This window comes from Legionella geestiana, from assembly GCF_004571195.1.
Classification (GTDB): Bacteria; Pseudomonadota; Gammaproteobacteria; order Legionellales; family Legionellaceae; genus Legionella_B; species Legionella_B geestiana.
Map to the genome: position 1 here is coordinate 512,451 of NZ_CP038271.1, position 23,646 is coordinate 536,096.

The following is a 23,646-nucleotide window of genomic DNA, read 5'->3' on the forward strand; positions in this document are numbered from 1 at the left end:
ACTTCCCTGGATTATTGTCCCATTTCGACTATGCCATGGGAAATATGCGCTGTCGAGCCTGTCACTCTGGCATTCCTCGGTAATTTGTTTTATATTCAATCAAAGTGGCCTTTAAGGCTCAATCATGCACAAACCCATTTATCTGACCGGCATTGAAAAACGCCCCGGCAAGTCGTTTGTTTCGCTTGGCATGGCTTCGCTGCTCAAAAGCGCGGAACCAGACTTACGGGTCTGTAAGCTCTTTTCAGAGTCCGATAGCGCCCAACCGGCGCTGCTCGAAGCACTTTCCGGCAGTAAGGTTCCCGCTATCATGCCCATTGCGGATGCCATTGAATTGATGGCGCATAATCCGGAAGACCTCATTGCCGCAGTACTGGATGCCTCGCGCGCCGCGGCAAGCGCACCGCTCACCTATCTCGAAGGCAGTGACTTTGAAAGTGATAATGCGGTGTTTGAATATCAGTTCAATCTGACACTTGCCGCTCAGCTGAACTGTGCCGTTATCCTTGTGGTCTGCGCGAAAGACCGTACACTCGCACACACGCTCTCACTGCTGAATACCTCGCTTGAAATCGCGCGCCAGCAGCATGCCGACATCGCCGGTGTTGTCATTAACCGGGTGGAAGCGGGCAGCGAAAATGATGCGCTCGACTTTTTTCAGCAGGCATTGCCACACATACCGTTTGTGACAATCATTCCCGAAATTGAAAAACTGGCGCGACCATCTGTTCGCGATATTGCTAAAATTCTTGATGCAGATGTCATTTGTGGTGCTGATGCGCTGGAGCGGCTCGTCAGCCAGTTTACGATTGCGGCTAAAACCGTAGGCGATTTTCTCGAATCACGCCTTGACCGGGCTGGCATGCTCATTATAACGCCTGGCGACCGGGTCGATATTCTTTTAGGCTCCCTGCTTGCCGACCAGTCGGCGAATTACCCCAAAATTGCCGGCATTGTGCTCACAGGAGGCGATCGCCCAGGACGCGTGCTGCAGGAGATCATTGCGGGCCTTGAGCACCCCTTTCCAGTGCTTGTAACTGCTCACCGTACATGGGAAACAGCGACCACGCTTTACTCTGCGAAATTCAGCCTCCAGGCCGATGACCTGCCCAAGGCGGAAATGGCGATTGAGCTGATGCGCCCCTGGCTCTCACCGGTGCTGACGCGCCTGATGCAGAAGGACACTGGTAAAGCGGTGACGAGTCCCGCGGTATTTTTGTATCACCTCTTAAGCCGCGCTAAAACCGCTGCCCGCCACATTGTACTGCCAGAAGGCGATGACCCGCGCATTTTACAGGCAGCCGATTACCTGCAGAAACGGCGGATTGTACGCCTTACGCTCCTTGGAAATCCTGAAAAAATTCAGCTCGCCGCTCGCCGCCTTTCCCTCGATTTAACAGGCATCGCCATCATTGATGTCGCGCATGCCAGTGCGCGCTCAACCTATGCTGAAACCTATTTTAAGCTGCGTCAGCATAAAAACGTTAACCTGCCCATCGCGACTGAGCGCATGAATGACGCCAACTATTTCGGCGCGATGATGGTCTATTGCGGAGATGCGGATGGCATGGTTTCAGGAGCCGTGCATACCACAGCCGATACCGTGCGCCCCGCGCTTGAAATTATTCGCACACGCAAGGGGGTTCAGAAAGTTTCCTCTGTTTTCATCATGTGCCTGCCAACACGCGTACTGATTTATGGCGATTGTGCCATCAATCCTGAGCCGGACAGTGCTGAGCTTGCAGAGATTGCCCTTCAAAGTGCTGATATTGCACAAAAACTCGGAATTGACCCAAGGGTTGCCCTGCTGTCTTATTCCTCTGGCACTTCCGGCAAGGGAGAAAGTGTGGAAAAAGTGGTAAATGCCGTACAAATAGTGCATGAGAAAGCTCCCGATTTACTGGCGGAAGGTCCCATTCAATATGACGCGGCGGTCGACCCCGAGGTGGGTGCGAAAAAGCTTCCTGGCTCTAAAATTGCGGGTTTTGCGAATGTATTAATTTTTCCCGACTTAAACACCGGCAATAACACCTACAAAGCCGTTCAGCGTGAAAGTGGCGCGCTTGCCATTGGTCCGGTGCTGCTTGGTTTAAACAAGCCCGTCAATGACTTAAGCCGCGGCTGTACGCCGCAGGATATCATTAACACCATTCTGGTAACGGCCATTCAGGCCGCGGGAGACAATTCATGCGCGTCCTGACCCTGAATGCCGGCAGCTCATCGCTCAAATACAAACTCTTTGAGCATCAGGGCGAGACCACCACAGAGCTGCTTCGCGGGCTTGTAGAAAACATCGGGGAATCGCAGGGCGTGTGGCACCACACCCGCGTCCAGACGAACACGCACACCCACACCTTTGCCAATCACGGTGAAGCGCTGGAAGCGCTCGCGGCCATGCTCCTCAAAACGGAAAATGTTACCGTGGAAGCCGTTGGGCACCGGGTGGTACATGGGGGAGCCGAGTGGTATCAACCAACTCCAATCACTGAAGCGGTACTCAATGCCATTGAGGCGCTCGTCCCCCTCGCGCCACTGCATAATCCAGCCAATATTGCGGGGATTCGCTTTGCGATGCACGCATTCCCGAATGCCTTTCAGGTAGCCATCTTTGATACGGGCTTTCACCACACCCTGCCGCCGAAAGCGCACCAGTATGCCATCGATGCACAAACTGCAAAACGCCACCGAATCCGCCGCTATGGGTTTCATGGCATCAACCACGATTATGTCACATTGAAGGCGGCAGCGTTCCTCGGAAAACCGCGAGAAACGTGTCAGTTGATTTCCCTGCACCTTGGCAATGGTGCCAGTGCCTGCCTTGTAATGGATGGAGAATCGGTCGATACAAGCATGGGCATGACCCCGCTTGCTGGTCTTATCATGGGAACGCGTTCTGGAGACATCGACCCCGCCATTGTGCTCTACCTGCAGCGACAGGGGTTTACAGCAGACGCGGTCGACAGGCTTTTGAACCAGCAAAGCGGGCTCATGGGCGTGGCGGGCGATAATGATTTGCGCCGCCTCCTTGCGCGCGAAGAAAACGGCGATGAATCAGCGCGCCTTGCTATTGCCATGTATATCTACAGCATTCAAAAAACCATCGGCGCTTATCTCAGCCAGACGGATGCGCTCGATGGGCTCATTTTTACCGGTGGCGTTGGTGAGAACGCCGTGTCCATTCGTGAACGGGTAATGCGCCCACTGGCACATCTGGGCTTTGCCCTCGATGAAGACTTAAACGCCGCCAGAGCCACTGCTGACTGCTCCCGTCTCTCCTGCAGTGGCATACCGATACTCATGGTGCGCGGCGATGAAGAACGCTTTATGACGGAGCTCGTTATGCAATTGTACGCATCACGTTAAAGGCCTTATCACAGGTTTTTGTTATCAGCTCGGGCGTATGTGCACTTGAAACAAAACCCGCTTCAAACATGGAGGGCGCAAGATAAACGCCCTCATCAAGCATGCCGTGATAAAACCGGCGGAAAAACGCTTCATCAGACCTGGCGACATCCTGCTGGCAGGTAACCCGCGTCAGCGTTGTAAAGCAAAAACCAAACATCCCGCCGCGTGAACTTGTGCACATTGCAATCCCGGCGCGGACAGCAGCGTCTTTTAGTCCCTCGGCAAGCATCCTTGTAACGTTACCAAGGGCATCGTGAAATCCGGGAGCTGAAATCGCATTGAGTGTAGCCAGTCCTGCGGCCATGGCGAGCGGATTACCGGAAAGAGTACCGGCCTGATACACTGGCCCCTCAGGTGCCAGATAATTCATCACATCATGACGTCCGCCAATCGCTCCAACAGGCATTCCGCCGCCAATTACCTTGCCGAGAGTCGTGAGGTCGGGGGTTATGCCATACACTTCCTGCGCGCCGCCGAGGGCCACGCGAAAACCGGTCATGACTTCATCAAAAATCAGCAGTGACCCGTATTGGGTGCACACGCGCCGTAACCCTTCAAGAAATCCCGGCAGCGGCTCGACAAAACCCATGTTGCCGGCGATGGGCTCAAGAATAATGCAGGCGATCTCTTCGCCAAAATGGGCAAAGACCGTTTCAACGGCTTCGAGGTCGTTATAATCAACCGTCAGGGTATGCTCCACCACACTTTCAGGAATGCCGGGTGTTGAAGCAATACCAAGCGTCAGCACGCCTGAACCGGCTTTAACGAGCAGGCTGTCGCTGTGGCCATGGTAGCAGCCGGTGAACTTCAGAATTTTGTCGCGTTTTGTAAATCCGCGTGCAAGGCGAATGGCGGTCATGGTGGCTTCTGTTCCTGAATTGACCATACGCACTTTTTCAATGCCTGGCATCAATGCGCAGATTTTTTCGGCAAGTGCTATTTCAAGTGGAACAGGCGCACCGAAACTCATGCCGCATGCCAGCGCATCCTGTACCGCTCCTACTACATCAGGGTGGCAATGTCCAAGAATCAGCGGCCCCCAGGAACCGATATAATCAATGTAAGTCTTTCCTTCTACATCCTCAAGAAATGCGCCTCTTCCCTTACGGAAAAAAACGGGCTCGCCACCCACCTGCCGAAACGCGCGCACTGGCGAGTTCACGCCGCCTGGTATGACGTTTCTGGCTGCTTCAAAAAGCTCGTGAGAGGTAGTCATGGGCACTCCGAAAAAACAAAAGGGCATAGTAGCGTATTGGGGAACTGCTTACCAGAGGGAGCGCGGGCGTGTCCTCAATCCATAATCTTTACTTTATGTGCAAGAATCGCTAAAGTTCCGCTTTTATACCCTTTAGAGTTAAAAATGCGCGAATATCGAAAATACCTGTGTGTTATCTGTGGTTTTATCTACGATGAAGCCGAGGGCTGGCCGGAAGACGGCATTGCCCCGGGCACTTTCTGGGAAGACGTTCCTGAAAACTGGTTTTGCCCCGATTGCGGTGCGGCCAAGGAAGATTTTGAAATGGTTATTATGGACTAGGGTCGTACAATTACCATCACCACAATTCCCACCAACAGCAGGGTTGGCACTTCATTAAAAACACGGTAAAAACCGGCGCGATGCCGGTTTTTATTGTCTGCAAACATCCGGCGGTAATGGCCACACAGCAGATGATAGCCCCAAAGAAGTGCGACCATTCCAAGCTTTGCATGCATCCAGCCAGCTTTTAAATACGCGGGCTGAAGTATAAGCATCCAGACACCTGCAAAAGTCGTGACGAGAGCGGCGGGCCAGGTAATGCCGTAATACAGCCTGCGCTCCATGGTTTTAAAGAGGGTGTCATCAGCGCCGTCTGCATGGTAGACAAAGAGGCGCGGCAGGTAGAAAAGACCCGCGAACCAGGCCACCATGGCAATCACGTGCAGCGCTTTAATCCAGAGCCAGGCATTCATCCCCTTCTCCTCCCGCGGCGCACCCGCCGCACATGATTTAACCCCTCAACACTGAGGGAAAAACCCATGGCAAAATAGACATATCCTCTTGGAATATGAAACGACAGTCCATCAGCAATTAATACCACGCCAATCAGAATCAGAAAGCTCAGAGCCAGCATTTTCAGGGTAGGATGCTGCTCAATAAAACGGCTCACCGCTTCGCTTGCAAAAATCATCACGAGAATGGCGATGCTGATGGCAAGGGCCATTACCCAGAAGAGTGTCGTCAGACCGATGGCGGTCAACACACTGTCAAGTGAAAAAATAATATCCATCAGTGCCACCTGGATAACCACCTGCCGAAATGCAGCCTTGGATTTACCGCCCGAAGCAATCTGCGGAATGTCTTCATCGCCAACCTCATAGCGAATTTCCTGCGTGGCCTTGGCTATCAGGAAAGCACCTCCAGCGAGCAGGAAGAGATCGCGCACAGAAAACGATAATTCCGCAATCTGCACAAAAGGTGTTTTCATGCGGATAATCCAGGTCGCTGAGGCGAGCAGCATCAGGCGGGTCATCCATGCCATCGTGAGCCCCCAGCGGCGTGCGTTTCGGCGCTGCTCGCGCGGGAGCTTCTCAGTAAGAATGCTTAAAAACACAAGGTTATCGATACCAAGCACGATTTCAAGAATAATGAGCGCCATCAGGCTCAGAGTAATGTCCAGCCAGTCCATAGACTATCCAAAAGGAAAAAGACGTAGTGCATTTTCCCTTTTTTTACGTCCGGGGTAAACAGTTCCTTTTCAGAGAGAGGTTCGCTATAATTATGCGCGACATATTCATAATTTTGAGGTATCGACAATCATCCACCTTATCAAAAAGCTGCTGCGCCGAACGCGAGCCGCCGAACCCGCAGTGAATGCCAAATACATCATTCCGCGCCAGAATCATTGTCTGTCAAAAACAGACATCAGCCCCAACGCGCTTTCAGTATTAAATCGCCTGAACAGCGCCGGTCACGAGGCTTATCTGGTGGGTGGAAGTGTGCGTGATTTACTGCTCAAAAAAGCGCCTAAGGATTTTGACGTTGCAACCAGCGCCACTCCCAATCAGATTAAGCGCCTCTTTCGCAATGCCCGCATTATCGGGCGGCGTTTTAAACTGGTGCACATTATTTTTCACCGGGAAATCATCGAAGTTGCAACCTTTCGCGGCAACGATCGGGGTGAAGGAAATGCTGAAACCACGCAGCAGGTAAACGACCGCGGCATGCTGATTCGCGATAACGCCTGGGGCACCCTCGAAGAAGATGTATTTCGGCGCGACTTTACCGTCAACAGCCTTTATTATAACCTGCGCGATGCGAGCATTGTGGACTATACCGGTGGTGTAGCAGATACCGAAGCACGCTGCATTCGCATGATTGGCGATCCCACTACCCGCTACCAGGAAGACCCGGTGCGCATGCTGCGTGCCATTCGTTTCAGCGCCAAACTGCATTTTACCATCGAAGAAAACACCGCAGCCCCCATCCGTGCGCTTGGTGAGCATATTACCCATGTTTCAGGCTCCCGACTCTTTGACGAAATGACCAAGCTGTATCAATGCGGTGAGGGTGAATCCGTTCAGCGTCTCCTGACGCACCACGGCCTTTTTGACCACCTCTTCCCTCAAACGGCGAAACTACTGCATTCCGAACACCCGGTAAACGCGTTGATTGGCATTGCGCTTGAAAATACCGACATCCGTATACGCGATGACAAGCCGGTCAATCCGGCCTTTCTGTATGCCGTACTCCTTTGGTTCCCGCTCAAGGAGCGTGCACGTGCACTGCAGGAAACCGGCATGGATCCGCTGCCGGCACTGGAAAAAGCCATGTCACTCGTTGTTGAAGAGCAAAACCGGATTGTCACCATTCCTAAACGTTTCAGTCAGGTGATGCGTGAAATCTGGCTGCTGCAGTTCCGCTTTCCCAAACGGCTTGGCGGGCGGGCATTTAATCTTTTGCACCATCCACGCTTTCGTGCGGCCTACGATTTTCTGGGCCTGCGCGCACTTGCAGGCGATGAGGACATGAGCCTTGCCAGCTGGTGGACACGTTTTCAGGATGAAGACGCTGCCACTCAGGAAGCCATGGTGGCCGAACTCAGTGCGCAGTCCCCCAAAAAGCCCAGACGACGACGCCGTTCAAAGCCAGCTGCGCCCGAAGCTTCATGATTCGCTGTTATCTCGGGCTTGGCAGTAATCAAAAATCACCGGTACGCCAGGTGCGCCTGGCGCTTTCCGCCCTGCGCACCCTGCCATGCAGCATACATACCCGAAGCGCGCGCCCCATCAAAACCTCACCCGCTGGCATGCGCGGTTTTCAACCGAGCTATTGCAACACCGTTGCAGAAATCCTGACACGCCTGCCCCCGCTTACCTTGCTGCGCGCCTGCCAGAACATCGAGCATGCTCACGGGCGTGTTCGAAAAAAACGCTGGGGGCCGCGCACCCTTGATATCGATATTCTGCATTATGGCGATAAGATACTTCGTACCCCGGAACTGCAGCTGCCGCATCCCAGGGCTTCGGTGCGCGATTTTGTCTGCATTCCGATGGCGACACTGCCGGGCGCTTCCCGGTTCACCGGTTCTCAAAGCAGGCCTGAAGCGTAACCGCGCTCCCCGATGGCAGCCAGTGCCCGTAGTTTTCACCGTTCCAAAGACGCGTTTCTTCGTGCTTTGCCTGCACCATTTCGCGAGTTAATCCACGGCGCTCTTTCCAGTTTGCGCAGCGTTTTTTTATCTCCCGGCGAATCTGCCCGCGCGAGAACAGGTAATAGCAGGGATTAAAGGCTTCATTCAGGTTGTCATTCAGATATGGCTTTAAAAGATTGGAAGGGGTTACGCGTTCTGAAAATTCCCAGCGATTATTGCGCAGCACCAGTATGGGAGAGAGTGTTTCATGGCCAATTTTTACCGGGCGCGTCAGATTGGAGTAAAATTTCCAGCCCGCGTAATTGGCCGATAAATCACCGTTTGAGTAGACCCCGTTTACCAGCATTCCAAGATAGGTCTTTTCAAGAAATTCCCCATAACGCACAAGAAGCGCGTGCGCTTGTGCTGCACTTTTTCCACGCGAACGCGCATGCCGGTATAACGTATAATAGGTATGCCCCATCATAAAAAAATGCCCAAGCTTGTCCGTGCCGAAATAATGACCGTACATGTTCACCGTTGGAGCAAGTCCCATCAACGACAGCGGGGATTGTGAAAACGCGAGCCAGTAGACATTGTTCCAGGGGCAGGATTCACTGTAGAACTTTGGCAGTGCCGATACCGGCAGTCGGTTCCAGCGCATCCAGCGGGGAAATCCAGGACCTGTTGCACGATAAACTGCATCCGCAAAATGTGCACCCCTCTGGTACTGCAAGAGTGCTTTTGCGGCAGTTCGACTGTGAGGTTCCGCCTGCTCAAGGTGCGCCATCTGCTGGTTGGTGTGTGCCGCTGCACGTTCAATCACGCGGAAGAGCGCTTCACTGCCAGCTGGCCCCGTGTCCGCAAGCGCCTGCGGCGGCAGTGTAAACTGATCGGTCTCTTCCGCCCGCACGGTATTCATCGCACAGAGGATGAGTAATATCCCTCCCACAACGCTCTGCACAAAAAACATGGTCGGTTATCTCTTGCAAAAGGCATCGTTCATGGGCATTATCATTGCGCGTTCAGGGAATCAATACAAGGAGAATATCATGTTTTTCAAACGTATCGCGGCATGTGTCGCTGGAGCAGTACTCGCCTGCAGCACCATTGAGGCCTTTGCAGCAACAACCCTTCTTCCGACTTTTGGCGCGCTGCTCACCGCGCTTGAAAACGGAGAAAGCGTACGGGCGGTAATGCGTCCTGGCAGGTGCACACTGGAATCCGGAAACGGCGGCGTTGTTGCCTTTTCTTCAGCCATGGATTATGACGTTTATACCCATTACATGCTGCCCTCTGATGATGGTCAATCCGCTAAAGAAGTCATTGCCACCTCCAAAACGGTTTTTTCCATCTCCACCATTCAAAACCTTGGTGCCATCACCAACTATGTGCGACTCCACGTTTTCCGTGACAACACGGCAAAACTCTTCATCTCCATTCTTGACCCGGTCACCTATCAGGAAAAGCTGAATGGCACGTTCCTCTGTACGCTGACCGATGCTGAAAAAACCGGGGGCGTCACACTCTTACAACGCACGCGTTAAAGGAGAAGCCAATTGCCGCTGAAGCGCTTTTTATCCGGCCCCTATGCCTTTCAGGGGCTGCTGCTCGTGTCACTTGTGGGTGGCGGATTATCAGGCGGGTATTTTCCTGAGGTAGTTCCGTACCTGAAGCCTTTGGCGGATATTTTTTTAAATCTTCTTTTAAGTGCCATTGTCCCGCTTGTATTTTTCTCGGTTGCCTCAGCCACAGCACGTGCCGCAGGCAGTGGCAGCCTGAGTCGAATTCTCTGTCAGGCCGCACTGGTTTTTCTCATTACCGGCACGCTCGCAGCCCTCTGGTCACTCATTGCGGTGATGATGTTTCCACCCGCGAAAGGGGTCAGCCTTACTCTGCCTGTGGCCGTTAACCACGTTCATCCTGACATCTCAACTCACATTGCGAGTCTTTTTACCGTGCCGGACTTTGGGCAACTTTTTTCGCACCAGCATATGCTGGCATTAATGGTTTTTTCTCTGTTAACAGGTCTTGCCTGTGCCAAAAGCTCCCCCGATAACCCGTTTTTGCGCTTTTTAACCGGCGGCGAGCAGGTGTTTCTGCGCATGTTCAGCCTCATCATGTGGCTCGCACCCATCGGTTTCTTTGCCTGGTTCGCACTCCTCATCAGCACCCTTGGGCCAAAGTTTGCCGGTGTCTATCTGCAGATTGGACTGGTGTGTTATACCGTGTGTCTCCTCTGGTTTGCAGGCTTTTATTCATTGTGCGCGTTTATTGCAGGCGGGCGCTCCACACTCGCGCGATTTTGGAAATTCATCCCCCTGCCAGCGCTTACAGCGCTTGCCACCTGCAGCAGTGCAGCCTCCCTGCCGGCCAATCTTCTTGCCAGCCAATCCATGGGCGTGCCACCCGTAGTTGCAGAAACGGTCATTCCACTGGGTACGATGCTGCACAAACAGGGGTCGATTATTGGTGCGATGTTCAAGATTGCTTTTCTATTCGGCGTCTTTCAACTCGATTTTTCCGGGGCAACGGTCGTGCTCACCGCAATTGGCGTTTCGTTTCTGACAGGCAGTGTCATGGGTGCCATCCCCGGCGGCGGGATGCTCGGAGAGCTTTTTATTTTAACCGTCTATGGCTTTCCCCCAGAATCGCTCATAGCGGTCGCTGCCATCAGTCTGCTGATTGATCCGGTTGCAACCCTTCTGAATGTTACGGGCAACACCGCATCAACGCTTTTGATTGCGCGCCGAAGTGCGAATAAACCTTAGGACGCATTAAAAATCAGTCATACCAAAATATGCGCATACGGTGTATAATATGCGCTTTTATATTTCGGTCACTGTTTTTTCGAGGACTACCCGCATGTCTAAACGCAATAAAGATATCCGTAAAATTACCGCCAAAGAGAGAAGGGCCCGTCAATATCAGCAAAAACAAAGTGAGGCTCGCCCGATTGATGAACGCGATTTATACGGCATTATCCAGGGAGGTCTTTCAAAAAAAGCCACGCTTGCCATCTGCCTTTTGCTGGTAGCAGGCACCTGCATGCACGCTTACATGCAGGCGCGGGAAGAGGCCGACAGGCGCCATGCGCTTACCCCGTTCCCGGATGCCGGACACCCAGCCGCATCGAGCATGCCTGCAAGAAGCGCCTACGCGTTCTATAATGGCAAGGAATTATGGGTGCCCAAGTGGTATAAAGACGCGCTTAAAACGGTCAACGAAACCTGTCAAAACCTTAAAGAAACCACTGGACTCAGAGCCTTTAACAATGTGCCTTATTACAAGGTTGAGAAAAGCGATGATTCTACCGTCATTCACTGGACTGGCAACACGAAGCGAACAGAAAAGCGCTTGAACCTTGTTTTCAAGGAAGTCAGAAAAATCACCAGACAGTTGATTGACCAACGAATTGCGCAATTTAACAGTGTATTTGAAGCACGCAGGAAAGAAATGGCCGATGATTTGAACCTGCAGTTGAAAACCGGTAATTTTTCCCCGGAATACCATGAAAAAGCGCTTGAAATATTGATTGGGCCCATTTATGCCTACAACCGCCTTATAGCGATGCTGATTGACCTTCACGTACACGAAGCCGTTATTAAGTCCATGAAAGGCGGGCTTTCCCGGGAGTTCGCCCGCCTTTCAGCGCTTACGATTCTGCGCGCCCTGGAGGCAACCAACCCTCCTGCCGTGCCGTTTATCAACATTACCACGCTATCCCTCGCGCATGGTGAAGAATCACCACATGCTATTGTAAGCATTCGCCAGGAAAAACCGTCAGACTTCCCGGAAGCGAAGACGTTCTTCTGCGATGCCTGGTTGTACCACTCACAGGGCCATCCTTTTTTTGCAGGAATAACAGAACACCCGTTTATGGCTGCAGAGGATATGGCCATAACGCATGAGATAGAGATTGGCCGGGCACCAAGTATGGAAAATGCTCCAGATTCGATTGCATCATTCTTTGGAACATGGCGAAAATACTTCATTCACCAGCCTTTCACCATACCCGCTGAAGAAGCCAGGCGTCTTAACGTGTTGTCCTTAGTGCTTCAAACTACGATGAATGCTTCTGATACGCAATTTGAACAGGATGAAAGCTACAGGAGAGTAGAGGATTTTAGGGTCGGTTGACAATTGGTGACAACAGACCCCGGCCCGATTTTAGGCATTTAACTTGGGCATTTGGTTCATATATATTGCAATTTGTGTATTAAAGTTTTAAAATTGCAGCTTTATGTAACTCGGATGCCTAAACAATGCCCCTTCTGCTCAATCCTCACCGCCATGTGAAAATCTGGTTAAGCACCAATCCTCACGTTTTTATGTCAACCGTCAATCAGGCACGCATGATGCTCATGCGTGCCATGAACCCCAATGAAGAGATTTATCTTGTGTATGAGAGCCGACTGCTCACGCCAGCCGCCATACAGGGGCTCAAGGATTTCTGCGCTCAACTCAACATTCGAGCAAAAGATGCGAAGACACTCCTGAAAAAATACCGTTCCGAAGGCATCGAGCAAGGCTTGATTGCGCTTTATGAAGACAATATCAATAATTTTGCACAGGGCGGAAACCCTGGTGCGGCCAGTGATATTTTGCGTGTTCTTGAGCCGGTGTGGAAACTTGGCATTTATTCGGACATGGACGTACTGGTTAACACCGCGACCTTGCCGGCAAGGATTGAGGTACAGAGGGATATTCTGATGACCATTCGGTACACCGATGAAAATGGAGAGAGGCTCGGTCACCTGAATACCGACATTTTTGCGGTCCTCGACACCCCTGAAGCGCGCACACAGCTAAAATTTATCCAGAAAGCGATAGCGCGCTTATCCGCCCCCCACACTGATTGGGAGAGCGTGTTTGACGGAATGTGGCCAGAACTCCAGAAACGTCTGCCTCGCGAGCTCCTCACCCGTAAAGCGGGCATTTCAGCGAGAGAAATGCGCGGATGGATTGAGCGCGTTGCCCGCGATGATGAGGGTCTTAAGTTTATTCTGATGCGCACAAATGTCCTCCAAACCTCAGGTCCCGGTCTCGTTGGCAATGTCATAATGTCAGCGGCTGAGCACATGGACTGGGAGCTTTTCATGAACCGGCTCGAACCGGTTGCCATTGACTATTACGAAGGACTCTCAGATGCACTGATTACGCAAAACAATCCTCAGACAGGCGTCAGTGGCGGCAATAACGTAGTGCTGCCTTTTGATGAAAAAGGCCGCATAGGCACCGACTCGTCATGGACACCCATGGGTAAATACATCACCGCCTGGCGCGAGGGAATGCTTAAGCGCCCATCAAAACTTGCCTTTAAGAGCGATGCGGGCGTCGTGAACATGCACTATCCTGTAACTGATTTGTCTGTACTCGATAACGCCCCCATACCGCAGGCGGATATCCTTGCAAAGCACGCGTCAAACCATCTCAGCATGCTCTATGTGGCGAGTGATTTATTGCCCGCAGAAAAATGGGTGGGCCAAAGGCTCGTGCTTTCAGATTGTTATGAGTCGCGCCCCGGCACAAAATTCTGCGTCACGACAAACGCCCGATTTTTCGCACCAGGCATTGGCGAGCGGAACACGGATTCACCGGTTCCCTTTATCGATTACGCCTGCACAAAAACATCCTCCGGGGTAAACTGCACGGGAGAGGCTTTAGTCAGGCTCAGCGAGGGATTAAGTCCCGCTGTCGACATGCCGCCACGCTTTTTAATCCAGACCATGGGAAGTGCGGCCCTGGTGGGAATGGCAAGTGGATTTTTACCAGGCATGCTGGCAGACACCCTGCTCCTTTCAGGATTTTCAAGCCGTGAAAATGCCGCGAAGCTGAAACTGGCAACACAAATCCTGTTGCTCATGATGTTTTCATCATGGGCGAGCATGGTGGTGATGGTTTCCGTGACCATCGCCTGCAGAGCCGCAGGATTGAAGCCAGACATGGAAAAAGCAGCAAGCATGGGGATTTCCCTTGCCATGGGCCTTGGTGCGCAAACTACCACTGTTGGAGTGGCCAGCATGGCAGCCGGCATGGCGGGAAGCTTTTTTGGCTCGCACCTTGAGCGGCGCATTGCAGGTGCTGTGGAATCCCGCCTTAGAGCGCCAGATGACGCCCGTTCAAGCGCCCCGGCAAGGTAGCGTTTCAGAAACGTAACCCTTCACCCTGTCTTCCCGGAGCTCATGCTGGAGTTAGCCCCGTGTTGGCACATGGATGGTACGGAGCCAACGCATGGAACGTTTCAGCCTGGTCACGGTACAAAAATACACGTGAATCCCCCGGCGCGGAAAAAATGTCCCGTACACAGCCCTTCACCAAAACTTTCAAATCCCGCTGAGCGGTCAGATTTGAGCGCATTTCTCGCAGGATGCGCCTAATATGGCCGCTCGTTGAACTCTGCTGAACAGTTATCAGGAAACAACGCCTGAAATTCCCTGAACCATGGAACCAGTGCCGCATCCTGGTGAAAATACGCCGCATTATCACCCGAGAGGCGCTCAGCCTCGCCGCGGCAGACCACGAGCATCTCCCGCGCCGCATTGAGCGACAGTGCAGGCAAAGCACGCCGAAAAAGGCCGGGATTAAAGGCGTTATTGTCAGCAATAAAGCGTTCGAGGCGGCGCGCAAAATCGAGCCGCTCCATTTCCTGCCCCAGCGCTTCCTGAACCTGCCCGCCCAATGCTGCCTGTGCCTGCTGGCAAAGGTGGAGAGTACATTCGCGCAACTGTTCAGTGGTCTGTGGGAGAAACCAGTGCAAAAGGCGCAGCCAAAAGCCCGTGTGCTGCTCAACCTCAAACTGCACGGCCGCAATCAGTGCCACCACATGCGGCCGCCATGCACTGGCTTCTGTCATCAATCCCTGCGATTCCAGTTCTTGAAGGGTTCTCACAAGCATCTGAAGGCGCTCAAGCTCAAGGCTGAAATCCCGGGCAAACACACGACCCAGACGCTGCAAAAGAGAACCATACGCCTGTGCCTGCCCGGCAAGGCGCTGCTCTTCGAGTAAATCCTCTGTCAACGCACGTGCAAATGCGCGCATGTTTTCCGGTGTCGTTTTCGTAAAGAGCTGCAACTTTTGCTCAAATGGCATCCAGGAGAGCATCTGATGGCGTACTGCAGCATTATCTCCCCCCTCCTCAAGAATCGGCGCAATCTGGTGCAGATGGTTAGAGGCAAAGGGGTCTTTCTGGCGATGCACGATGAGGGTCAGCTGGTTTGTCGTTGAACTGGAGTGTCTTACCTGGTAACGCCGGTGTGGAAATAACGCCCGTAACAGAAGATTCAGGCTTTCCAATTCCTGCGTCACAGTGGGACGTGAAGCGAACGGCCAGCACCCATGAACAGACCGTGGCATGGTCAGCGTGTAGTTATTTCGCTGTGAATGGGCATCCATAAAGAGCGTTTGAATCAGTGTGTCAATACCGCCATGCAAGAGAATGTTTGTTCCTGGTATCCAGTCAGGCAGTTCACCTTCAGGTGCGGGAAGACCGGTATTGCTGACAGCCACCACAGAAGTGCGCGTCTCACGGTTGGCCCGCTCGAGGAGTGTTGCCGTTATGCTGCTTGAATCCCGATGAAGGGCCTCAAGGGGATTGGCCTGCCAGGGATTATCAAGGATAACCAGCGTGCGCATTGATGCCATTGCAAGCAGGTCGCAATCGTATCCCTCCGGCACCCTGTCTGGCGAAAAGCCGTTATAGTAGGTGGAATTCCAGACAGCGACCCCCTCATTGCCTGCCAGCTGGCGTAAAAGCGAGCGCCACGCGGCAAAAATGGCGGGTGAAGTTTGCGCGTTCATCACGAGGAGAAAGCCCCCGTCAACGGGTGGGGAAAATCTCGGGGTAAACTGAACGATAAAGGTCTTCTGCTGGATGAGGGCCAGCCCCACGCTGCGGTCAATGGACTGTAGAAACAGTCGGCTTTCGAACGTTTTAGTTTCACCCTCTACCGTTTCGCCGATAAAGCTGAACCGGCGTTTGACGAGACAGGAACTTTGAGGTTGAATCGTTTCAAGGTAATCCATACAGGGCGCATCTATCGTTGCGCCCCCAGGAATTGTGAACTCGACTGCCACGCTACGACCATTACCAAATCCCAGTGCTTTTGTCGCAAGGTTATAAACCTCTGCTTCCAGAGTCAGTACTTCTCCGGCGGCAATGGCGTAATGCGCGGGCTTTGGACGCAGCTCGACCGGAAAACGTACAGTAATCTGCTGGCGAGTCTCCACGTTTGGATAGGCTTTATCAAGGCGTTTATTATGCGCTTTTGCACAGAGTGTAAGCGTGGTTAACCAGGGAGATTCCCCCGCGTGGAATGCAGGCCCTTCCACCTCAAATTGCGCGGGATAGACGCTTCCAACCGTTGCCAGAGGCGAGAGATTCCCCCAGAACATGGCGCACTGTTTAACCGTGAGTCCTTTTTGTGGCTGAATAAGTACGGGCACTTCCTCCATGGGCGTTGGCATGTCTGCGCTGGTATTTGTCAATAAACAGGATGCGCTGATGCTTTCGAAGGGTTCTAAAACACCTTTAGCTTCAACGCCGCTAATCTCTGCAAATGTCAGTTGCATGGAATAGCGCGTGGGATATGACGTAAATGTGCCATCGTGCTGGTAAACATTCCAGACAAGCGTGCCCGAAGTGCCCGGCTTTCCAGGATATAAAGGCGTAGCTGGACTTGCCCCCTGGCGTCCACGAACTCCGTCCTTTCCGCCCGGCATCTTTCGGGTTCGAAAGCGCGTGACCGCTACCGTATGCGGTTCAAGGTGTGAATGGTGCGAGTGGTGCGACCCATGGCCATGATGGTGGTGACCATGATGCGTCACTACATCATAATGGGTTTCATAATCGGTGTAGGCCTCCTGCCATGAGTAAGAAGCGCCCCCGCGGCCGCCTGCGCCCCCGGGCCCGCCTGCCCCATGCCGCCCGGCACGCCCGGGTAATCCCGCGGATACGTTAACGGTATCAATGGTGGCAAGGAGTGCGAGATCAGCGGCATTAACGCTGACCTCAATGCGACCGCCATTTCCGGCATTGCCTCCATGACCGCCGGGAGCACCGGGCCCGCCGTCTCCACCAGGTCCGCCGTTTGTTCCGGGAGAGTATTCGGAGGCATCCAGACCGTCATATCCCGGCTGGCCTCGAAAACCATCCGCACCGATTATTCCCGGCGCGCCATCGCCGCCGCGCGCGCTTAATGCGAGACTTTCATGTGCCGCAAAACTGAGCGAATGACTTCCTGATACGATAATGCTGTCATGAGGCTGTGACAGCGTAATGCGGATTTCACCCCCATGTTCCCCGTGAAGTGCCTGCTGACACTCACCGGCCTTACCACGAGAACCGTTAACACGAACATGCGGCATGATTCCTCCGTTAAATAAGGGCATGAAAATCCCGTCAAGACCCCGGGAAGCAGACCTTGCAGGGCGCGAACAGTCTAGCAGCATGAAAAGGGTTTTAAAATGGATGCCTGTTCACCACATCGTGCATGCTTCTGGGGAAACATTAGATTTACGCGCAGGCTGTGCATTCGCAATAATCATATTGGACAAAAATAAAACTTAAACTACACTTTAAGTAAGGGGATTGCTGGTTGCCGGTTGTCGTCAGAGTCTGTGAACCCTGCCGAGGACGTGCGCGTTTCAGCAGTCCCTGTTTTTTGTGGGCGATTTTTTAGTATCCAGTGTATCTGCTGCGTTAAATCAATCGGAATCGAGGCGAGTTCTTCAAGGCTCTCATCGTTAAATACCGATTCCATTGAAGCATCCGCGCTGGCAGCTGCCACTACCCGGCTGCGCTCACAGAGCAGCCAGTGAATCTGCGGCGCAAACAGTTGAATCATGCCGCTCACCCATGCGTCCAGCACCTGCCAGTGCGGACTGTCTGAAAGCGTCATGCGAAAACGCCTGGTAAACCACTCTGCATGCTCACCATCGTACCAGATTTCTGAGGATACCCACTGATTGACGGCAAAGAGACGAATGGGCTGGCCATAGCGATTCATGGCAATGGCCACCAGATGACTCATGGGCGGATGCGTATGGTTTTTTACATCCGGCGGATAAGAATGGGAAATGCGCCGCGGAATCTTTTCGTAACGAATAAAACAGTGAAAATGCCCATGCTCTTCCGTATCCATATCTTCACGGTGGCAATGGTAGAAATATTGTGCGCCTGTCGAAAAATCTATCCTGTCGCCCTTTGGATAATGAATGCCGCTCAAATGCTGTTGGTCATCGTTTAGGGTATAGTGCACGATGTTTTTATAGGGGTCTGAAGACATCTTTTGCTGCGTTTCAAGCACCTTTGCCGCATGATTGAGCAGTCTGGTTTTATGCCATCGGCTTAAATGCGGGAATACAAAAGGGGTGGCGGGAGTCTTCATCGGTAATACCTGAAACTTTTTAGAAGAGAGAAGCTACGGGAGCCACAAAATGCCTGCTCCCGTGGCATTAACTATTAATGACCGGCGCAGCCTTTGCAGCCTGAGCAACCCTTGCATCCTGAGCAGCCCTTGCAGCCTTTGCAACCTGTACAGCCCTTGCAGCCTTTGCATCCTTTACACCCTTTGCATCCCGTGCAGCCAGAGGACTGCATTGTGCTGGAATCATCTGCATAAGCAACAGATGCAACAGGCATGGAGGAGAGAGCAGTCAGAAGTGCAGCAACAGCCAATGTTGATTTTTTCATGGTTATCTTCCCTGTTTCAGTTAAAAAGCAACGGTTTTAGCATTTGCATATTGAGCATAGCAGATTTTTAAAAAAAACGAACACCCCTCTTGCGTGCAAAAATTATTGCATTTAACTTGCAAAAAGGCCATTATGCTTGCAATTGAATCAAAGGAACCATCATGGCTCTTTTCAATCCTTTTAGCTTTATCACCGAAACTTCCATGTTCCCGCACGCACGCCTATTGCGCACTTCCTTCTGGCATAAAATAAAAGACACATGGAAAGTCATTGCCGGCGAACGGCAGTGGGGAATAAACATTTCAAGACCGGGGCTTATCGATTTTGCAGGTCTGCTCGTAGAAGCCGGGCTGGCCAGGGGGCTCTGGCGCTTAGGCACACTAACCCGCGGTGCGAAAGGCCTGCTGCCTAAGTTTTTGTTTGGCGTGCTTACCGGATTTATGGCTGCAATCACCCTGCCACTGACCGGTGTGCGCATGGCTGTGGCGCTCGCAATGACTCTCACGGCACTGCCCATTGTGGGGCTCGTGCACCTTGTAGCGCGAGGCGTGGATGCAAGTCGGGCGGACAGCCTGCAACAGGCTGAAGCGGTTCAGGGAAGCCCTGCAAATCCAGATAATCCTTACCTGCGAGGAGTCAGTACAGTGTCTCAGACGCTCAGGGAGTATCTTTCCTTAACAGGCGATATCGAACACGCCGTTGCAGAGATACGCGTTTCTGAAGAACGCGTTTCAGAATATACCCTCGTGATTAAAGGCGATGCAGATAAAAAGCGCGATAAGGAAAAAACCTCAAAATTTTATATCAGGTGCACAGCGCAAAGCCTTACATCCGATGCGAGGCTGCGCGCACTGTTTACCCACAACATTGGCGGTCTGACCAGTATCGTGGAGCGCAACAGTCGCGAGTTTCAACCGCTGGCCGAGGCACTCACCGCCGCCCCCACAGGCACAGCGCCATAAAAATGGTGAGCAGAACGAGTGCCGCCATGAATACCAGCTGGCCGGGTGTCGTGAAGCCTGCGGCGAGTACCATAACGGTGGCAAAGCCCATGTTGATAAAACTCATCACGGCTGATGCGTTACTTTTGTCAGTGGCTTTCTTCAAGGCCAGTACGGATGCGTTCGGATAAATCAGCGCGTTCCCAAAATTCACGGTAATCATGGGCACAAAGAGCATCCAGAGTACCGGCATTTTGAGATATGTCGCAACCCCCATCAAAACGACGGATACTGCGGTAATGCCAAGACCTGCTGAAAGTGCCATGCGCTGCGAAACACGCGCTGAAAGGTGTGCAGCAATAAGCCCGCCGCTGACAAGGCCAATCGCTGGAACCAGGTTATAAAGACCAAACGCCTTTTCTGAAAGCCCCGCCTCACTGATAGCAATAAAGGGTGCAAGCGTGGCAAACAGATAGGCAATCGCCGTAGTGCTTCCCATCATCATCGCCCAGCACACCAGCTGCCTGTCCGCGAACTGCAGGCGAAGGTTTTGCAGCAGTTTAACGGGATTTAATGCATCCCGGTCCTTGTGCTGACAGGTTTCCGGAAGTGTCTTTATGAAAAGGAGTATAATAAGGCCATAGACGGTCGCGCCGTAAAAAATGCTCTCCCAGCCAAACACCACCGTAAGATAAGCTCCCGCCGCCACAGAGAGCGCAGGCGACAGCGCAAAAGCCATGGAAACCAGTGCAATCACCCGGCTGGCGCGCTCTGGTGAGAGCGTCTCGCTCACCAGTGTAAACGTCATTTTCAACCCTACACCAGAGCCAATCGCCATAAAAAAACGCCCCAGAAGTAACAGCCAGAACTGCTGCGTGGCCACCCCGGCAAGGCATACAAGCTGGCTGCCAATCTGCATGAAGGTGCCAATCATCAGCGAGCGCCTGCGCCCATAGCGGTTGCTAAAAGGTCCATAGACGAGCTGGCCAAGGGTATAACCTATGAGAAACACTGTCATGAAATTTTCAGCAACGGCCTCAGTGACGCCAAAAAACACCGACATCAATGGCAGGGCCGGCGTAAAGAGCAACGCGTTCACGCTGGCAAATGCAATCAAAAAGAATAGAGGAGTGATGGGTAACATGGTTCATGTCTCAGTATCGGTAATATTCTTGACATACGATCATACACTTGAAAAAAATTATAACAATTATCATAATTATTAATATAAGTTAATAAATTTATTAAGTATGATTGCTTTATCGCTGATTCATCTGTTTATAACCGTTACCGAATCCGGAAGCTTTGCTCGAGCCGCTGCAAAACTCGATGTTTCGCTGCCGGCCGTCAGCGGCGGGATGGCGCGCCTTGAAAAAGCGCTCGGTACCCGCCTCTGGGACAGGAGCACGCGCCCCGGTCGTCCGACAGAAGCCGGCCTTCGCTATTACGAACAGGTGCGTGAAGGCATGAGTCTTCTTGAGCGTGCTGAACGCGCATTATTGGAAAGCCGCCGCGACATTCACGGATATTTGCATGTGACCAGCAACCGCTTCATTGCCGAGGAGTTCCTTCTGCCGCATCTAAAAACCTTCAGCGATAACCACCCGCGCCTCACACTGAACCTTCATCTCGCCGAAGTTCTACCGGAAGAAACCGGAAAACAGACCGACATTCTTTTCGGGGTCACACTTGAGGGGATGGCGCATCATGCGCAAAAGCCTGTGGGCGTCACACGCCATATCCTGTGCGCTTCACCGAAGTTTCTCAGTACCTCTGGCACTCCCGCCACCCCGGCATCTCTCTCTCATTTTGCGTTTATCGGCCACAGCATGCGCCCGCATCCCGGTGAAATCACTCTGGCAGGCGGCCAGACACTGCGCCTCAATCCCCGTCTGTTGATGAATGACAGCGCCGGTATACGCACCATGGCACTTAATGGCGCCGGAATTGCGTGGCTGCATGAGTATGTGGTGCGAGATGCACTCGCTGACGGGCGCCTCGTTGAGATATTGCCTGAACATGCGCGAGAGCCGCAAACGCTCTACCTTTATTATGCGTATGACGTGTACCTGCAGCCCGGCATTCGCGCCTTTGTCGATTTCTTTGCAGAGCGCGCCTCTTGAAATCTGCATGCCCCTCGCTTATCGTACGTGTTTGCCTGGACGCACCGTGGAGAATGCATGCAATCGCTACACATTGAACCCGCAGTAAGCACCCTTACCTGTCTGGACGCTAAAACGCTGCATGCGGCCATTTGCTGGGGATGTGAGGCGCTTGTAAATGCCCGTGAAAGCCTGAACAGCATTAACGTATTCCCGGTTGCTGATGGGGATACCGGTGATAACATGGCATCAACGGCACGTGCTATTCTTGAATTTTCCCGAACTGACACGTCCATGGAACGCATGCTGCATGCTGTTGCCGATGCTTCCGTCCTTGGTGCGCACGGTAATTCCGGGATTATTTTTTCACAGTTTTTCAACGCGCTCTCATCCTCCCCTATCACGATGGATGCACTGGACACACCGACCTTTGCACGCCTGCTTGAGCAGGCAGCCTCCGGCGTACGCGCATCACTTGCCAACCCCATGGAAGGCACCATGCTGACGCTTATCGATGTACTCGCCATGGAAGCAGGCGCCCGCGCAAAAGAGATAACCTGTTTTAAGGCATTGCATCTGGCGGTCATGCCAGCCCTTGAGCGTGCGCTTAACAACACAGAGCAGCAGCTGCCGGAACTGTCGCGGGCGCATGTGGTAGATGCCGGTGCGCTTGGGTTTTACCGCTTCATGGAAGGCTTTGTGGATTGCCTGCAAAACCCCAGTGCGAAAACCCATGCTCAAATTACAGAGATACCTGCGGCAATGGCGCACACACCCAATGCCACGGACACTCCACCCAATCATCGCTACTGTACGGAAGCCATCCTGCGTGCCGACTCCATCGATCAGGAGCTTCTGACGCAGCGCCTCTGTGCGCATGGCGATTCGGTCGTTCTGACCGGTAACGTGCGTATCTGCCGCTTTCATCTGCACACGGACACACCCTGGAAAGTGTTTGAAAACCTCTTTGATTTGGGCACGCTTGAATACCCCAAAGTCGATGACATGCAGCGCCAGTATGAAATGCACCACACGCGCAAATATCCAATTGCACTGGTCACCGACACCAGTGCCGATTTGCCTGCGTCTGTCCTTGATGCGTATCAAGTGCACCAGATTCCAATTTCCATCCACTACAATAACCACACCCTGCTTGACAGGCTCTGTCTGGAATCGGGGCACCTCTATGCCACCATGGGCAGCCTCGATAAACATCCAACCACCTCCCTGCCCTCGCTGCCATTGATGGAAGAAAAGCTTTCACTGCTCTCCCGCGAGTATGAACAGGTACTGGTACTGTCATTGTCGGGTGCACTGAGTGGCACGCATGATGCGCTGGTGAATCTTTCTAAAAATTTCAACAACGTAACCGTTGTCGACTCTGGAATGACTTCCGGTGGCCTTGGTCTGCTGGTTGAGTATGCAGCACGCTTAATTGCAGAGGGACAATCACTGACAGACATCAAAGCGGCACTTGAAAGCGCCCGGGAAAACGTAGCGATTTACGTACTCGTGGAAAACTTTGACGCCCTTAAACGCTCCGGGCGCGTAGGACGCCTTACAGCGCATATTGGTCGGCTTTCAGGTCTGAAGCCCATTATCACGGTTAAACCCCGCAGCAAGGGTTCTGTATGTGGCGGCGCGTTTTCGCTCCAAAGCGGGCTTGAGCGCCTTGTAGCACTCATTCAGAAAAAAGCGTCTGCACATGAAGACGCACCGATGCGCTATGGCATCATGCACGCCGGCGCACCCGAACTTGCAGAAGAACTGCGCGCACTTGCGACTAAGACCTTTAAAACGCCACCGGCGTTTGTTGAACAGGCCTCCGCTGCCATCGGCCTGCATGCAGGCCAGGGCGCGGTCGCCATTGCGGCACTCTTTGAATAGAGCTGTC

The 23,646-nt window shown here is 52.8% G+C and carries 19 protein-coding genes; 12 read left to right on the forward strand and 7 right to left on the reverse strand.

Annotated elements, in window-relative coordinates; all coding sequences use genetic code 11:
- The first annotated feature begins 124 nt into the window (after positions 1-124).
- Both pta and E4T54_RS02255 read left to right on the forward strand, forming a co-directional pair.
- On the forward strand, positions 125-2,200 hold the full coding sequence (gene pta / locus E4T54_RS02250) for a phosphate acetyltransferase (protein ID WP_028387071.1): 2,076 nt from the start codon (positions 125-127) through the stop codon (positions 2,198-2,200).
- Entirely contained in the window at positions 2,188-3,363 is a 1,176-nt protein-coding gene (locus E4T54_RS02255; RefSeq protein ID WP_028387070.1) for an acetate/propionate family kinase, read from the forward strand. The genes pta and E4T54_RS02255 overlap by 13 nt, the downstream gene beginning before the upstream one ends.
- Here the strand turns inward: E4T54_RS02255 and hemL are convergent.
- Positions 3,338-4,621 (reverse strand): glutamate-1-semialdehyde 2,1-aminomutase, encoded by a 1,284-nt coding sequence (gene hemL, locus E4T54_RS02260; RefSeq protein WP_028387069.1) that lies wholly within the window; start codon positions 4,619-4,621, stop codon positions 3,338-3,340. The two genes, E4T54_RS02255 and hemL, sit on opposite strands and share 26 nt — an antisense overlap.
- 144 nt (positions 4,622-4,765) lie before the next feature.
- Between hemL and E4T54_RS02265 the strand changes: the two genes are divergently transcribed.
- Complete coding sequence (locus E4T54_RS02265; protein ID WP_028387068.1) at positions 4,766-4,942, forward strand: rubredoxin; 177 nt, start codon at positions 4,766-4,768, stop codon at positions 4,940-4,942.
- Here E4T54_RS02265 and hemJ read toward each other — a convergent pair.
- Both hemJ and E4T54_RS02275 read right to left on the reverse strand, forming a co-directional pair.
- Positions 4,939-5,355 carry a protoporphyrinogen oxidase HemJ gene (gene hemJ / locus E4T54_RS02270; RefSeq protein ID WP_028387067.1) on the reverse strand — a complete coding sequence of 139 codons (417 nt, stop codon included), beginning with the start codon at positions 5,353-5,355 and terminating at the stop codon, positions 4,939-4,941. The genes E4T54_RS02265 and hemJ overlap by 4 nt on opposite strands.
- On the reverse strand, positions 5,352-6,071 hold the full coding sequence (locus tag E4T54_RS02275) for a TerC family protein (protein WP_028387066.1): 720 nt from the start codon (positions 6,069-6,071) through the stop codon (positions 5,352-5,354). Before E4T54_RS02275 ends, hemJ begins: the two co-directional genes overlap by 4 nt.
- A gap of 181 nt (positions 6,072-6,252) precedes the next feature.
- Here E4T54_RS02275 and pcnB point away from each other — a divergent pair, with 181 nt between their 5' ends.
- The gene (pcnB, locus tag E4T54_RS02280) at positions 6,253-7,554 is read left to right on the forward strand and encodes a polynucleotide adenylyltransferase PcnB (RefSeq protein WP_028387065.1); all 1,302 of its coding nucleotides are present in this window, start codon (positions 6,253-6,255) and stop codon (positions 7,552-7,554) included.
- Positions 7,551-7,994 (forward strand): 2-amino-4-hydroxy-6-hydroxymethyldihydropteridine diphosphokinase, encoded by a 444-nt coding sequence (gene folK, locus E4T54_RS02285; RefSeq protein ID WP_051551010.1) that lies wholly within the window; start codon positions 7,551-7,553, stop codon positions 7,992-7,994. Before pcnB ends, folK begins: the two co-directional genes overlap by 4 nt.
- On the opposite strand, the gene E4T54_RS02290 is transcribed toward folK, so the two are convergent.
- Entirely contained in the window at positions 7,963-8,988 is a 1,026-nt protein-coding gene (locus E4T54_RS02290; RefSeq protein ID WP_028387064.1) for a hypothetical protein, read from the reverse strand. The genes folK and E4T54_RS02290 overlap by 32 nt on opposite strands.
- Positions 8,989-9,067: 79 nt before the next feature.
- Here E4T54_RS02290 and E4T54_RS02295 point away from each other — a divergent pair, with 79 nt between their 5' ends.
- The 4 genes from E4T54_RS02295 (at position 9,068) to E4T54_RS02310 (ending at position 14,158) form a co-directional block, all read left to right on the forward strand.
- Positions 9,068-9,562, forward strand: coding sequence for a hypothetical protein (locus E4T54_RS02295; RefSeq protein ID WP_131793709.1), 495 nt, complete (start codon positions 9,068-9,070; stop codon positions 9,560-9,562).
- A gap of 12 nt (positions 9,563-9,574) precedes the next feature.
- Positions 9,575-10,786: a dicarboxylate/amino acid:cation symporter gene (locus tag E4T54_RS02300; RefSeq protein WP_028387062.1), complete on the forward strand. Its 1,212-nt coding sequence runs from the start codon at positions 9,575-9,577 to the stop codon at positions 10,784-10,786.
- Between the two features lie 94 nt (positions 10,787-10,880).
- Entirely contained in the window at positions 10,881-12,155 is a 1,275-nt protein-coding gene (locus E4T54_RS02305) for a hypothetical protein (RefSeq protein ID WP_028387061.1), read from the forward strand.
- A 125-nt stretch (positions 12,156-12,280) separates the two neighbouring features.
- Positions 12,281-14,158 (forward strand): glycosyltransferase family 88 protein, encoded by a 1,878-nt coding sequence (locus tag E4T54_RS02310; protein ID WP_028387060.1) that lies wholly within the window; start codon positions 12,281-12,283, stop codon positions 14,156-14,158.
- Between the two features lie 233 nt (positions 14,159-14,391).
- Here the strand turns inward: E4T54_RS02310 and E4T54_RS02315 are convergent, their stop codons facing one another.
- Positions 14,392-17,382, reverse strand: a complete 2,991-nt coding sequence (locus tag E4T54_RS02315) for a hypothetical protein (protein WP_051551009.1) — start codon at positions 17,380-17,382, stop codon at positions 14,392-14,394.
- A 203-nt stretch (positions 17,383-17,585) separates the two neighbouring features.
- On the reverse strand, positions 17,586-18,404 hold the full coding sequence (locus E4T54_RS02320; RefSeq protein WP_065230340.1) for a DUF6969 family protein: 819 nt from the start codon (positions 18,402-18,404) through the stop codon (positions 17,586-17,588).
- A gap of 466 nt (positions 18,405-18,870) precedes the next feature.
- Here E4T54_RS02320 and E4T54_RS02330 point away from each other — a divergent pair, with 466 nt between their 5' ends.
- Positions 18,871-19,671 carry a hypothetical protein gene (locus E4T54_RS02330; RefSeq protein WP_028387059.1) on the forward strand — a complete coding sequence of 267 codons (801 nt, stop codon included), beginning with the start codon at positions 18,871-18,873 and terminating at the stop codon, positions 19,669-19,671.
- Here E4T54_RS02330 and E4T54_RS02335 read toward each other — a convergent pair.
- Positions 19,640-20,749, reverse strand: a complete 1,110-nt coding sequence (locus E4T54_RS02335; protein ID WP_167755233.1) for an MFS transporter — start codon at positions 20,747-20,749, stop codon at positions 19,640-19,642. The two genes, E4T54_RS02330 and E4T54_RS02335, sit on opposite strands and share 32 nt — an antisense overlap.
- Positions 20,750-20,900: 151 nt before the next feature.
- Here E4T54_RS02335 and E4T54_RS02340 point away from each other — a divergent pair, with 151 nt between their 5' ends.
- Together E4T54_RS02340 and E4T54_RS02345 are read left to right on the forward strand one after the other, a co-directional pair.
- A complete protein-coding gene (locus tag E4T54_RS02340; protein ID WP_028387058.1) occupies positions 20,901-21,773 on the forward strand; it encodes a LysR family transcriptional regulator in 873 nt (290 codons plus the stop codon).
- Positions 21,774-21,830: 57 nt separating this feature from the next.
- Entirely contained in the window at positions 21,831-23,639 is a 1,809-nt protein-coding gene (locus E4T54_RS02345) for a DegV family protein (RefSeq protein ID WP_051551007.1), read from the forward strand.
- The last annotated feature ends 7 nt before the right edge of the window (positions 23,640-23,646 follow it).